Genomic DNA, 12,554 nt, shown 5'->3' on the forward strand with positions numbered 1-12,554 from the left:
AGAGCTGGGGCATTCATGCCCAGGGAGACTTCCATGATTCGCGTCTTGATCGCCGACGATCACCAGATCGTGCGCGCCGGGCTGCGCCAGTTCATTGCCGACGAACCCGATATCCGGGTGGAAGGGGAGGCTGCCAGCGGTGATGAAGTGATGACCCGCCTGCGCGAGATGGAGTTCGATGTCGTGGTGCTCGATATCTCGATGCCCGAGCGCAACGGCATCGATGTGCTCAAGCTGTTGCGCCAGCGTCATCCCGACCTCCCCGTGCTGATCCTCTCCACGTATCCGGAAGACCAGTACGCCATCAACCTGATCCGCGCCGGCGCCTCCGGCTACCTGACCAAGGAAAGCGCGCCCGACGACCTGGTCAAGGCGATCCGCACCGTGGCCCAGGGCCGGCGCTATGTCAGCCCGACGGTGGCGGACCTGCTGATCGGCGGGCTGGACAAGCCCACCGACCAGGCCCTGCACCAGACTTTGTCCAAGCGCGAGTTCCAGATCTTCTGCAAGCTCTCGCGCGGCCAGTCGGTCTCGGTGATCGCCGAGCAACTGTTCCTGAGCGTCAAGACGGTAAGCACCTATCGCTCGCGCATCCTCGAAAAGATGGGCATGAAGACCAATGCCGACCTGACCTATTACGCGATCAAGAACGGCCTGGTGGAGTAGGCAGCGCAAGCGCGGGGGGCGCGATGGGCGCTTTTGCCGTCCTGCCCGGCCCCGCTGTAGGACGGACGCCGATAACCTCTCTGCATACTCTGTTGCTACCATGAAGTCATGCCGGATCAAGCTGCGACCCCCCCGTATCGCGCGCTGCGGGTCCTGCTGATCGAGGACTCGGCGGTCTTGCGAGGTATGTTGCTCGAATACCTGAGCGCATTCCCGTTTGTCGAGGCTGTCGATTGGGCGGATACCGAAAACTTGGCGCTGCGTCTTCATGAGGCGGGCGAGTACGAGGTCGTTATCGTCGATCTGCAATTGCGGCAGGGGAACGGCATCAATGTGCTGCGTGCCCTGCAGAAGACCGGGGCGTCGGGCATCCGTATCGTCTACACCAATCACGCGCAGGTGCCGACTTACCGGCGCCAGTGCGCCGAGGCAGGGGCGGACTACTTTTTCGACAAATCGCTTGAACTTGAACAGGTGTTCCGTGTGATCGAGGAGTACGCGCAATCGGGCAGTTGAACCGCGCTTTTTTTCTTTTGTTCTTTTGTTCTTTTGTTCTGGAGTTCTGGACGGTAGCCTTGGGTGTGGACGACGCATCCGAGGCAGTCCAGCAGTATTGGCGTTTCCTGTCGCGGCCCCGCCGCGTTAACCAAAAGCAAGGAGAGGATCATGAGAAAGCTGATGGCGCTGTGCGCCCTGGCGGGTGTCGTCCTGGTGACCGGTTGCAATACGATGGCCGGTGCCGGCAAGGATATCGAGAGGGGCGGCGAGAAGATGCAAGGCGCTGCCGAGAATACCAAGCAGAAGATGTAGGGCGGGCATTGCTGTGCGTGGACACGGCAATGTCAACGGGGCGCCTCGGCGCCCCGTTTGCTTTGGCCGGCCGCGTCCCGGCATCCTAGCCCGGCTGGCGCGGCGGCTCTGCGGCGGATGCCGATGTGCTGGCTGGTGTGTCCGCGGCCGCACTGGTAGCCGCAGCCGCCAGCGTGGTCCCCGGCGCCTCKGGCGGCGTGCCTTCGGCCTCTTCCCGGGGCGGATCGTCGAACGCCTCTTTCTCATCGCGCGGCGGCGCCACCACGGCATCGGTCAGCGGCACCGCGACCCGGATGGTCACGCCGGCGCCCGGCTCCGAAGCGATATCCAGCGTGCCGCCCAGCGCGATGACGCGCTGCTCCATGCCCAGCAGGCCGTGGTGGCCAACGCTGCGCCGCGATTCGACGTCCTCAGGCAGCCCGCGTCCGTTGTCGTTCACGGTCAGCAGAAGCACCCCGTCGGCGCAGTCCAGCCTGATGACCACGCGACTGGCTTCGGCATACTTGCTCGCGTTGGTCAGCGATTCCTGCACGATGCGGTACAGCGCGATGGCCGCGTCGTCCCGCAGCGGCGGCACCGCCTCCGCAAGCTCCACATCCGACTCCCACTGGTTGCGCGTGGCGACTTCCTCCGCCAGCTGTCCGATCGCTTCCTTCAGGCCCAGGTTGAGCAGCACGGTGGGCCGCAGGTCCTCGATCAGGCGCCGCTTGATCTGGATGCCCTGGTCCACGTGCAGCATCACGCGCGTGAGTTTTTCCGCCACGTCGGGATGGGTGTCCTGTACGCGGCGGCGTACCCAGTGCATATCGAGCTTGGCGGCGGTCAGGATTGCGCCGAGTTCGTCGTGCAGTTCGCGCGCCAGCCGGGTCTTCTCATCCTCGGTGACGCGCTGCAGGTGGGACGCCAGCGCCGATAGCTGGCGGGTGCGCGCGCGCACCATGCGGTCCAGCCGGGCGCTTTCCTCCTCCAGTTCGCTGCGCGCGGCTTCCGCCACCGCCATGCGGCGCGAATGCTGCAGGCCCACCACGATCAGCAGCACGATATTGATGGCGGTCAGCAGGCCGATGCCCAGACGCGACAGCGCGAGGTCGCGGTCGGCGTGTTCCAGGCTTTGCGACACCGAGACGGCCTCGCGCTGCAGGAGCGCCTCCAGCCCACGCCGCGCGTTGTCCATGGTCTGCTTGCCGAAGTCCGTGCGTACCAGGTCGAGCGCAACTTCCACGTCGCGCTTGCCGTAGATCAGCGTGAGATCCATCTCGGTCAGCTTGCGGTTGACGGCGGTGGACGCCTGCGTGAACAGCTTGAGCGCTTCCGGGTCGTCCGCGTAGCGGTTGCGCAGTGCGCTCGTCAACGCATTGATGCGCGGCAGGGCCTCGTAATACGGTTGCAGGTAGCTCTCCTTGCCGGTCAGCAGGAAGCCACGCTGGCCGGCCTCGGCATTGACCAGCTCGCCGAGCAGCGAGGTGATCTGGCCTTGCACCTGCTGCGACTGGATCACCTGCGTATAAGCCTGGCGCAAGCGAATGTTGCCCGCCTCGGAGGCAATCAGCACCACCACGGTCAGCACGATGCCGCCTGCCAGAAGCAAGGTGGAGCGCAACATTGGCTGCTTTAGCATTGTCGTTTCCCGATGCCGGGTGCTGGATTGGCTGGGCCTTCCCGCGCCGAATGGCCTGGGCGAGGCCCAGCTCAGGCATGCACCCTGTCGTGTCGATAGAAGCATATCGGCGCCGCCCGGTCAACCGGCCATGCCACGGTGCTGCCCGCGCAACCGCGCCTGTCCTTGCACTGTAGGAATCGGCTGACAAGGGAATCGGTGCGGCTGCGGTGTCTGCAGGGTGGGGCGCTTTCTACCATGAACCCATGACCTTGCGCATTACTGCCATCTAGGGAGCCATCATCATGTTGCACTACGCACTCGTCTTTTTTGTCATCGCCCTGATTGCCGCCGTGTTCGGCTTTGGGGGCATCGCGGCAGGCGCGGTGGAAATCGCCAAGATCCTGTTCTTCATTTTCCTGGTGGTCGCCCTGGTGACTTTCGTGATCAGCCTGGTGAGACGTTAGGCGAGATCTCAGGCCTCAGGCGCGGGCGGCAGGCCGCCGCTTTACCGCGCACTCGCGAACACCGGCACACAGCGCGAACGCAAATCACAACACGTCGTCAGGCGTAACGGAGATAAGTCGATGCTGACCAACAATCCAAGGATTCGAAAGGAAATGAACCACCTGGCCGACAGCGCCGAAAGCACCGTGCGCCAGATCCGGCATGCCGTGCGCGATACCCGTGGCGCCGCTCGCGATGCCGTGGGGCCGGTTGCCGGCGAGATGGGGGCGCTGATCGCGCAACTCGAGCACACCATGGAGGTGCTGGGGCGGGAAGGTTCATCCGAAGCCGTGCAGGCCGGACGCCGGTTGCGGGGACGTGCGCGTGCGCGTGTAGACCATGCGGTGGACGGCGTGCAGCAGCGCGTGGCGGCCTCGCCGCTCAAGGCGATCGGCATCGCGGCGGCGGCGGGCGCTCTGGTCGGCTTGCTGCTGGCCGCTAACGGCCGCAGCAGGGACGACTGATGCGTCGGGCCCGGCCGCATTGAAGCGGTATTGATGCGTTATTGATTAGCCCGGCGCTTGCAGTGCTGCATGCGCCGCACCAGATTAGCAGTTCCCCCTTTCGGATCCACACCCTGATCCGGCCTGGCCAGAAACAGCGGCCGGGCATTTTTTTTGCGCCGGGAAGGCCAGCGAGGACGCCGGCGGCCTCCCGCGTCCGCTGCCATTGACGGTTCAAGCCTGGCGAGGCCGCTACACGCCCCTGCTACGCGCCTCAGCTATACGCCCCCGCTATACGCCCCACATGACCTCGGTGTTCTCGCGCTGGGAAGCGCGCAGCATGTCCAGGAAGGGGTAGGCCCGCTGGCCCAGGTGCAGGGGCTCTTCCTCTTCGTCCTCGTCGTGCTTGCCTGGTGAAACCGACGATTCGGCCGGGTGCACCTTCTTGGCATCCGTCACCGCGGCTTCCAGTTTATGGATGCAGCGGGGCAGCTCCTCCGTGGTGATCACCCCGCGCTCTCCCAGATGCTTGCCGACTATCCCCAGGAGCGTGACGGCGAGATCCCTCATCATGATCAGGTCTTGCGACGCGCGGGATTTGAAGGTGATCAGCATGATATTTCCTTTCCATTGCGTACAGCGAAGTACATGACGGCACGGCTTGTCCGGGCATCGGGCGGGGCACGCAACGGCCGGTTTGGGACCCGCAGCATAATGTCAGCATAGCACCTGATAAAATTCCGCGTTCTGCAATTCATTGCCTGCCACGCGGCGCGGTCTCCACATGCCGCCCGTGACGGTGCCGCCGCTTCAGGATCGCCGCGACGGCGCCAGACAACCGCCTCAGGGCCACGACATCCATGCTGCCAGTTCAGACCACCAATCTTGCCGCTGCGTTCAACGACGCGGTGCGCGCCATCGCTCCGGCCGACGCCGTCCTGCCTGCAGCCATCTTCGAGCGTCCGAAGGTGGCCGCCCACGGCGACCTGGCCTGCAACCTCGCCATGCAGGTTGCCCGTTCGCTCAAGCGCAACCCGCGCGAGCTGGCCCAGCAGATTGTCGATGCGGTCAAGGCCGATGCGCGTACCGCCGGCCTGGTGGCCGGGCTGGAGATTGCCGGTCCCGGATTCATCAACCTGCGCCTGACGCCGGCCGCCAAGGCCGAGGTCCTGCGCGCGGTGCTGGAGCAGGGCGATCGCTATGGCGCCCAGGAGCAGGGCGCGCGCGGCCAGGTGCTGGTCGAGTTCGTCTCGGCCAACCCGACCGGCCCGCTGCACGTGGGCCACGGCCGCCAGGCGGCGCTGGGCGATGCGCTCGCCAACCTGCTGGGCTGGCAGGGCTTCGCCGTGCACCGCGAGTTCTATTACAACGACGCCGGCGTGCAGATCCAGACCCTGGCGCTGTCGGTGCAGGCGCGCGCCCGCGGCTTCAAGCCGGGCGACGCCGGCTGGCCGGAATCGGCTTACAACGGCGACTACATCGCCGACATTGCCGCCGACTTCCTGGCCGGCAAGACCGTGCGCGCCGCCGATGGCGACGCCGTGACGGCCTCCGGCGAGGTCGAGGATATCGAATCGATCCGCAAGTTTGCCGTGGCCTACCTGCGCAACGAGCAGGACATCGACCTGCGCGCCTTCGGCGTCAAGTTCGACCGCTACTACCTGGAATCATCCCTGTACAGCGACGGCAAGGTCGAGACCACGGTGAAATCGCTGGTGGCCAAGGGCAAGACGTACGAGAACGAGGGCGCGCTGTGGCTGCGCACTACCGACGACGGCGACGACAAGGACCGCGTCATGCGCAAGGGCGACGGCACCTATACCTACTTCGTGCCGGACGTGGCCTACCACACCAGCAAGTGGGAGCGCGGCTTCGCCAAGGTCATCAACGTGCAGGGCAGCGACCACCACGGCACCATCGCGCGCGTGCGCGCCGGACTGCAGGGGCTGGATATCGGCATTCCGCCGGGCTATCCCGACTACGTGCTGCACAAGATGGTCACCGTCATGAAGAACGGCGAGGAGGTCAAGATCTCCAAGCGCGCCGGTTCCTACGTGACCGTGCGCGACCTGATCGAGTGGAGCAACGGCGCGGAAGGCGGCGAGACCATCCGCGGCTGCCTGGAAGCCGGCGTGGCCGACTGGCCGGCGCACTTCACGCGCGGGCGCGATGCGGTGCGCTTCTTCCTGCTGTCGCGCAAGGCGGATACGGAATTCATTTTCGACGTCGACCTCGCGCTCAAGCAGAACGACGAGAACCCGGTGTATTACGTGCAGTACGCCCACGCCCGGATCTGCTCGATCTTCGAATCCTGGGGCGGCGCCGACTGGGAAGCCAGGCTGCCCGCGCTGGCCGGCACCGACCTGGCGCCCGTGACCGGCCCGGATGCTACCCCGCAGGCGCTCGCGCTGGGCCAGCGCCTGGCCGATTTCCCGGACATGCTGGCGGCGGCGGCGGATGAACTGGCGCCGCACGCGGTCGCCTTCTACCTGCGGGACCTGGCGGGCGATTTCCATGCCTTCTATAACTCCGACCGCGTGCTGGTGGATGACGAGGCCGTCAAGCTGGCGCGCCTGGCGATGCTGGCCGCCACGCGGCAGGTGCTGCGCAACGGGCTGGCGGTAATCGGTGTCTCGGCGCCGCAACGGATGTAAGTGCCATGCCGGGGCTTGCCCCCGGGGGCATGGGCAGGCGTGTCGTCTTGACCACAGACAGTGATGCCGGGATTCGCGCAGGCTCTATAATCGCGCCATCACGCTAGAGGAATTCATGCAACAGCAACGCAAGCGCGCCCCGCGCAATGCCAGCCGCGCCCCGCAGCGCGGAGGTACGTTCCTGGGACTGGTGCTGGGCCTGATCGTCGGCCTGGCGATTGCGGTAGTGGTCGCCCTGTACATCACCAGGTCGCCGGCGCCATTCCAGCAAAAGGGCGCACAGAAGCCGTCCGAACCCGGCAATGTCGTCAGCAACCTGCCCGCCCCGGCGCAGGAAGCCCCGTCCGATCCCAACAAGCCGCTGTGGAGCAAGACCCCGGCCAGGCCCGTCGGGCCCAGCGCCGAGCCCGAGCAGCCGGCCGGTCCGGCGCCGACGACGGTGAAGCCGCCGGAGCGCCAGCAGGCGGAACGTCAGCAGCCCGAGCGCCAGCCGCCGGTGGCCGTCAACCGGCCCACCGAAAAGCCAGCCGAGCAGCCCGCCGACAAGCCGGTCGAGAAGCCCGCGCAGAAGCCGGCGGAAAAGCCTGCCGAAAAGCCGGCTGAAAAGCCCGTCGCCGATCCGATCGCCGAGATCGCCCTGGCCGATGCCAACAAGGTCGGCTACCTGCTGCAGGTAGGCGCCTTCCGCTCGCCGGACGACGCCGACCGCCAGAAGGCCAACCTCGCCATGCAGGGTTTCGAGGCCAAGGTGACCGAGCGCGACGTCAATGGCACCAAGCTCTACCGCGTGCGCCTGGGGCCGTTCAACAAGATCGACGACATGAACCGTGCGCGCGACCGCCTGCAGTCGTCGGGCTTCGATGCTTCGGTTATCCGTTTTACCAAGCAGTAAAACAAGTAAAACAACCCGGGGCGTTCGCTGAACCGGAACGCCCCGCCGCTGTCATACGCTCATTGCCCAACCTCGAAAGCCGCGCCACATGAAGAAACTCGCCACCTTGTTCGCCACGCTGGTCGCCGTGACCGGTTTCCTGATGACCGCGCCCGCCCAGGCCGCCGCGCCCACGGCTGGCAAGGAATACCAGGTGCTAAAGGCACCGCAGCCCGTCGCGCCGGGCAAGATCGAAGTCACCGAGTTCTTCTGGTACGGCTGTCCGCACTGCTTCGATTTCGAGCCCGAGCTGGAAGCCTGGGTCGGCAAGCAAGGCAAGGACGTCGTGTTCAAGCGCGTGCCGGTTGCCTTCCGCGACGACCTGCTGCCGCACACCAGGATTTTCTATGCGCTGGAAGCCATCGGCAAGCTCGACGCCATGCACACCAAGGTCTTCAACGCCATCCACGTCGACCGCAAGCGCATGCTGGACCCGAACGAGATCGCCGACTTCATGGCCAGGAACGGCATCGACCGCAAGGCCTTCGTCGACGCCTACAACTCGTTCTCGGTGATCACCAACTCGCAGCGTGCCAACAAGATCGCTGACGCCTACAAGATCGACGGCGTGCCGACCATCGTGGTGCAGGGCAAGTACGAGACCTCGCCGTCCATCGCCGGCTCCAAGGCCGCGGCCATCCAGACCATGGATTACCTGGTCGGCCAGGTGCGCGACAAGAAGATGTAAGTCCCCGGGTAGCGGCCAGGTGGCCGCTTGTGGCCGGCCGGCACCGCCGGCGCCGATGTGGCGCAGCGGCGTCCGGTGCGCCGGGTCGGGGTCGGTCGGCATGAATCATGTTGCGCTTTCCCCTGGACCCAACCCGATGCGAGCACAGAAAGTCTTCCTTACCGGCGCGTCGAGCGGAATCGGCCAGGCCCTGGCGCGCGAGTACGCCACGCAGGGCGCCATCCTCGGACTGGTTGGCCGGCGCGAAGAGGCGCTGCGCGAATTTGCCCGCAGCCTGCCCAATCCCAATGCGGTGCGCGTTTATGCCGCGGACGTGCGCGACGCCGCCGCCATGCAGCGCGCCGCCCAGGATTTCCTCGATCATTTTGGCTGCCCCGACGTGGTGATCGCCAATGCCGGCGTGTCGGTCGGCACGGTAGCCAGCGAGCGCGAGGATCTCGAAGCCTTCCGGATGGTGATGGACACCAACTGGTTCGGCGTGCTCACCACCTTCCAGCCCTTCATGCAACCCATGCGCGAGCGCGAGCCCGGCGCCGGCGGCTGGCGCGGCACACTGGTTGGCATCGCCAGCGTGGCTGGCGTGCGCGGGCTGCCTGGCGGCGGCGCATACAGCGCCTCCAAGTCCGCCGTGATCAAGCTGCTCGAAAGCCTGCGCCTGGAACAGCGCCGCGAGCGCATCCGCGTGGTCACCATCGCGCCCGGCTACATCCGCACGCCGATGACCGAGCACAATCCCTATCGCATGCCCTTCCTGATGGATGCCGACGTATTTGCCCGCAAGGCGGTGCGTGCTATTGCCGCAGGCCGCCGCTTTGCCGTGGTGCCGTGGCAGATGGGGGTGGTGGCGTCGATCCTGCACCTGATGCCGCGCTGGCTCTACGATGCGCTCTTCGCCCGCGCGCCGCGCAAGCCGCGCAGCCAGGACCAGCAGCCATGAGCTGGCAGGACGCCGCCGGCGTTTGGCATCGCCCTGCTGCCGGGGAGGTGCGCATCGCTTCGCTGGTGCCGTCCGTGACCGAGCTGCTGTTTGCGTTGGGGCTCGGGCCGCAGGTGGTGGCACGTACCGGCTTCTGCATTCATCCCGAGCCTGCGGTACGTGGCGTTGCCAAGGTCGGCGGCACCAAGGACGTCAGGCTGGAGCGCCTGCGGGCGCTGGCGCCTACGCATGTGGTGGTCAATATCGATGAGAACCGGCGGGAGACGGTCGATGAGATCCGGGCTTTCGTGCCGCACGTGATCGTGACGCATCCGTGTGCGCCTGAGGACAACCTTGCGCTCTATCGCTTGCTTGGCGGCATCTTTGGCCGCAGCGCGGAGGCTGAATCGCTATGCGCTGCCATGGCGTTCGAGCTGGCGCAGGTGCGCACGCGACAGTGGCCCGCGCGCAAGGTGCTGTATGCGATCTGGCAGGACCCCTGGATGACGGTGTCGCGCGATACCTATATCAGCCGGATGCTGGCGTTGGTGAACTGGCAGACGTGGCCTTCGGCGCAGGCTATGCCGGAAGCCTGTGTCGATGGGGACTGCAGCCGGCCCAACACGCCTGAAACCCGCTATCCGAGCTTCCGCTGGAACGAGGCCCTGGTGAGGGAGATCGACCTGGTCTTGCTGTCCAGCGAGCCTTATCGGTTCACCGAGGCGCACGTCGACGCGCTGGAGCGGCAGATCGGCAAGGAGGTCTTGCTGATCGATGGCGAGATGGTTTCCTGGTACGGGAGCCGGGCCGTGGAAGGGCTCAGGTATCTGTCGCGCTTTGCCGTTGCCTAGCCTGCGGCTGGTTTGTTCCCCTCTACCGCTTGCGGGAGAGGGCGCGCGCGCGATGCCACGATCGGTTCGTTTGCCGTCAAGCCGTCAAGCCGTCAAGCCGTCAAGCCGTCAAGCCGTCAAGCCGTCAAGCCGTCAAGCCGTCAAGCCGTCAAGCCTTCAGCCTGAATCCTGAACCTGACAACTCCGTCCGCCCCCACCTCCCGCTTGACCTCCCCCGCATGCCACAGCACATGCAGGTGCGCCAGCGCTTCGCCCATCGCGAACGTCATCTGGTGAATATCGAACTGCCGCTTGAACATGACGCCAACGATGTCATGCGCATGGCATGGCTTCTCCGCGCAGGCCGCACGCGTCTCGGCAAGACGATCCACATGGTGTTCCCGCAATTGCCGGATCCGCGTATGCAGGTTCCGAAACGGCTTCCCATGCGACGGCAGGATCAACACATCCTCCGGCAGCGGCTCGTACTTGCCCAGTGAGTCCAGATACAGCTTGAGCGGATTGGCTTCCGGCTCCATGTCGAACACGCTGACATTGGTGGAAATGCGCGGCAGCACCATGTCGCCGGAAATCAGCACATTGATGCCGGCGTTATACAGCGCGACGTGCTCGGGCGCATGGCCGAAGCCCGTGATCACGCGCCAGCCCGACGTGGCCGGGTCGGTGCCGATCGCGACAATATCGCCATCCATCATGCGCCGGTACTGGGTGGGCAGATCCGGCACCAGCGACGGATAGTAGCTCTTGCGCGCGCGCAGCTTTTCCAGGCTCTCGGGATCCGTCAACCCGTGGCGGGCGAAGTGGCTGGCGGCGAAGTCGCCGCCGGCGTTGGAGCCGATGCCGCCGCCGCCGCCCATCACGCGGGCGTTCATATAGTCGCCCAGGCTCATCCACAGCCGCACGTCCCAGCGCTTGCACAGCCAGTGCGCGAGGCCGATGTGGTCGGGGTGGCAGTGGGTGGCCAGCACGCGCAGCACCGGCAGGCCTTCGAGTTCATTGGCGAAGACGGATTCCCAGTGCGCCTTGATGGTGTCGTTGGTGACGCCGCAGTCGATGATGGTCCAGCCGTCGCGGCCGTCGATGCGGTCGCGCACCAGCCACAGGTTGATGTGGTCCAGCGCGAAGGGCAGGGGCATGCGCAGCCAGTACACGCCGGGCGCGACTTCCTGCCGCGCGCCGCCTGCGGGCATCGTGTCGCCAAACGGGTATTGGAGCTGGTGTTCTAGTGCGTTCATCAGGAGTCTCGGTTCTGAAGCCCTGTGCATGCAGTGCCGCATGCAGGCGGGCTTTCTCGTTGTCACGGTTGCCAGCCGCTTTGCTTGACGCTAACGTTAACGTCAATTGGGGCGGGCTTTTCAATATTAAGCGAAAACTTCATTCCGTACCGAACGACCGTTCACTTTTTTTACCGGGCCACCATGCCAGATTCGCCAGCCACGCCGACCTACACCATCACCGATCTCGCCCGCGAGTTCGATGTGACGCCCCGCGCCATCCGCTTCTATGAGGATCAGGGCCTGCTGTCGCCCGAGCGCCAAGGCCCGGGCGGGCGCAAGCGCGTCTATAACGGGCGCGAGCGCACACGGCTGAAGCTTACCGTGCGGGGCAAGCGCCTGGGGCTTACGCTGAACGAGATCCGCGAGATTCTCGACCTTTACGAATCGCCGCGGGACACCGCGCCCCAACTCGAACGATTCCTGCATTCGCTGGCACTTCACCGCGGCACGCTGGAGCGCCAGCTTGAAGATCTGCATGCGCAGCTCGCCGAGATAGACCAGTACGAACGGCAGTGCCAGGCCTTGCTGGCGGCCCAGACCGGCGCGGTGGGCCCCGGGAACGAGGTAAAAAGCGCCTGATGCAGCATTATTTATCGCTTGCCACCGGATTTGATTGACGTTTACGTAAACGTAAATAGAATAAGCGGTCAGCCCATCGTTTGCGCCGCGTCGCCGTGTTGCCGGCCGGCGAACCAAAGGAAAGCCCATGCCACTTGCCGTCGAATCCACCGCCTTGCCGGCCGCGCGCGCGGATGCCATCGCTACCAGCTTCTCCCGCCAGGGCCTGATGACCACCTTCGGCGCGACGCTGGCGCGGGTCACGCGCGGCGAGGTGGAGATCGCCATGCCGTGGTCCGAGGGCGTGACCCAGCAGCACGGTTTTTTCCACGGTGGCACAGTGGGTGCGCTGGCCGATAGCGCCTGCGGCTATGCGGCGCTGTCGATGGTGGGAGAGGGCGAAGCCGGGCTGACCGCCGAGTACAAGATCAACTTGCTGTCGCCGGCCCAGGGCGAGCGGCTGGTGGCGGTGGGCCGCGTGCTCAAGCCCGGCCGCACGCTGATCGTGGCGCAGGGCGATGTGTTCACCGAGACCGCCGGCGTGCGCAAGGCGGTGGCCACCATGCTGATGACCTTGTGCGTGGTGCGCACGCTCGGCCACGTGTGATGCCAGCGCGTCACGGCGATGGCGCCCGCCGGGGCGCCATGCCGGCGAC

General features: G+C 65.8%; 14 protein-coding genes and 1 pseudogene. 12 read left to right on the top strand and 3 right to left on the bottom strand.

Annotated elements, in window-relative coordinates:
- The first annotated feature begins 33 nt into the window (after nt 1-33).
- The 3 genes from AC1DQ3_RS04505 (at nt 34) to AC1DQ3_RS04515 (ending at nt 1,476) form a co-directional block, all read left to right on the top strand.
- Nucleotides 34-666, top strand: coding sequence for a response regulator (locus tag AC1DQ3_RS04505; protein ID WP_477118980.1), 633 nt, complete (start codon nt 34-36; stop codon nt 664-666).
- Between the two features lie 108 nt (nt 667-774).
- On the top strand, nt 775-1,182 hold the full coding sequence (locus tag AC1DQ3_RS04510) for a response regulator (protein ID WP_477118981.1): 408 nt from the start codon (nt 775-777) through the stop codon (nt 1,180-1,182).
- 150 nt (nt 1,183-1,332) lie between these two features.
- Nucleotides 1,333-1,476 carry an entericidin A/B family lipoprotein gene (locus tag AC1DQ3_RS04515; RefSeq protein WP_477118982.1) on the top strand — a complete coding sequence of 48 codons (144 nt, stop codon included), beginning with the start codon at nt 1,333-1,335 and terminating at the stop codon, nt 1,474-1,476.
- A 259-nt stretch (nt 1,477-1,735) separates the two neighbouring features.
- On the opposite strand, the pseudogene AC1DQ3_RS04520 reads toward AC1DQ3_RS04515, so the two are convergent.
- Nucleotides 1,736-3,094 (bottom strand): annotated as a pseudogene (locus tag AC1DQ3_RS04520) (CHASE3 domain-containing protein); the annotation flags it as partial.
- A gap of 284 nt (nt 3,095-3,378) precedes the next feature.
- Here AC1DQ3_RS04520 and AC1DQ3_RS04525 point away from each other — a divergent pair.
- Together AC1DQ3_RS04525 and AC1DQ3_RS04530 are read left to right on the top strand one after the other, a co-directional pair.
- Nucleotides 3,379-3,540 (top strand): DUF1328 domain-containing protein, encoded by a 162-nt coding sequence (locus tag AC1DQ3_RS04525; protein WP_150992526.1) that lies wholly within the window; start codon nt 3,379-3,381, stop codon nt 3,538-3,540.
- Between the two features lie 120 nt (nt 3,541-3,660).
- Nucleotides 3,661-4,044, top strand: a complete 384-nt coding sequence (locus AC1DQ3_RS04530; protein WP_477118983.1) for a glycine zipper domain-containing protein — start codon at nt 3,661-3,663, stop codon at nt 4,042-4,044.
- A 270-nt stretch (nt 4,045-4,314) separates the two neighbouring features.
- On the opposite strand, the gene AC1DQ3_RS04535 is transcribed toward AC1DQ3_RS04530, so the two are convergent.
- Complete coding sequence (locus tag AC1DQ3_RS04535; protein WP_477118984.1) at nt 4,315-4,638, bottom strand: DUF1840 domain-containing protein; 324 nt, start codon at nt 4,636-4,638, stop codon at nt 4,315-4,317.
- 245 nt (nt 4,639-4,883) lie between these two features.
- Here AC1DQ3_RS04535 and argS point away from each other — a divergent pair, with 245 nt between their 5' ends.
- The 5 genes from argS to AC1DQ3_RS04560 all read left to right on the top strand — a co-directional run bounded on the left by argS (nt 4,884) and on the right by AC1DQ3_RS04560 (nt 10,063).
- The gene (gene argS / locus AC1DQ3_RS04540) at nt 4,884-6,677 is read left to right on the top strand and encodes an arginine--tRNA ligase (protein WP_477118985.1); all 1,794 of its coding nucleotides are present in this window, start codon (nt 4,884-4,886) and stop codon (nt 6,675-6,677) included.
- 115 nt (nt 6,678-6,792) lie between these two features.
- Complete coding sequence (locus AC1DQ3_RS04545) at nt 6,793-7,569, top strand: SPOR domain-containing protein (protein ID WP_477118986.1); 777 nt, start codon at nt 6,793-6,795, stop codon at nt 7,567-7,569.
- An 88-nt stretch (nt 7,570-7,657) separates the two neighbouring features.
- The gene (locus AC1DQ3_RS04550) at nt 7,658-8,296 is read left to right on the top strand and encodes a thiol:disulfide interchange protein DsbA/DsbL (protein WP_477118987.1); all 639 of its coding nucleotides are present in this window, start codon (nt 7,658-7,660) and stop codon (nt 8,294-8,296) included.
- A 136-nt stretch (nt 8,297-8,432) separates the two neighbouring features.
- Nucleotides 8,433-9,233, top strand: coding sequence for an SDR family oxidoreductase (locus AC1DQ3_RS04555; protein ID WP_477118988.1), 801 nt, complete (start codon nt 8,433-8,435; stop codon nt 9,231-9,233).
- Nucleotides 9,230-10,063 (top strand): helical backbone metal receptor, encoded by an 834-nt coding sequence (locus tag AC1DQ3_RS04560; protein WP_477118989.1) that lies wholly within the window; start codon nt 9,230-9,232, stop codon nt 10,061-10,063. The genes AC1DQ3_RS04555 and AC1DQ3_RS04560 overlap by 4 nt, the downstream gene beginning before the upstream one ends.
- Before the next feature lie 140 nt (nt 10,064-10,203).
- Here AC1DQ3_RS04560 and AC1DQ3_RS04565 read toward each other — a convergent pair whose 3' ends face one another.
- The gene (locus tag AC1DQ3_RS04565; protein WP_477118990.1) at nt 10,204-11,298 is read right to left on the bottom strand and encodes an MBL fold metallo-hydrolase; all 1,095 of its coding nucleotides are present in this window, start codon (nt 11,296-11,298) and stop codon (nt 10,204-10,206) included.
- A 183-nt stretch (nt 11,299-11,481) separates the two neighbouring features.
- Between AC1DQ3_RS04565 and AC1DQ3_RS04570 the strand changes: the two genes are divergently transcribed.
- Both AC1DQ3_RS04570 and AC1DQ3_RS04575 read left to right on the top strand, forming a co-directional pair.
- Nucleotides 11,482-11,919 (top strand): MerR family transcriptional regulator, encoded by a 438-nt coding sequence (locus AC1DQ3_RS04570; protein ID WP_477118991.1) that lies wholly within the window; start codon nt 11,482-11,484, stop codon nt 11,917-11,919.
- Nucleotides 11,920-12,046: 127 nt separating this feature from the next.
- Entirely contained in the window at nt 12,047-12,505 is a 459-nt protein-coding gene (locus AC1DQ3_RS04575; protein WP_477118992.1) for a PaaI family thioesterase, read from the top strand.
- Nucleotides 12,506-12,554 lie beyond the last annotated feature (49 nt).

The sequence above is a fragment of the Cupriavidus sp. 01T418 genome (assembly GCF_056398885.1).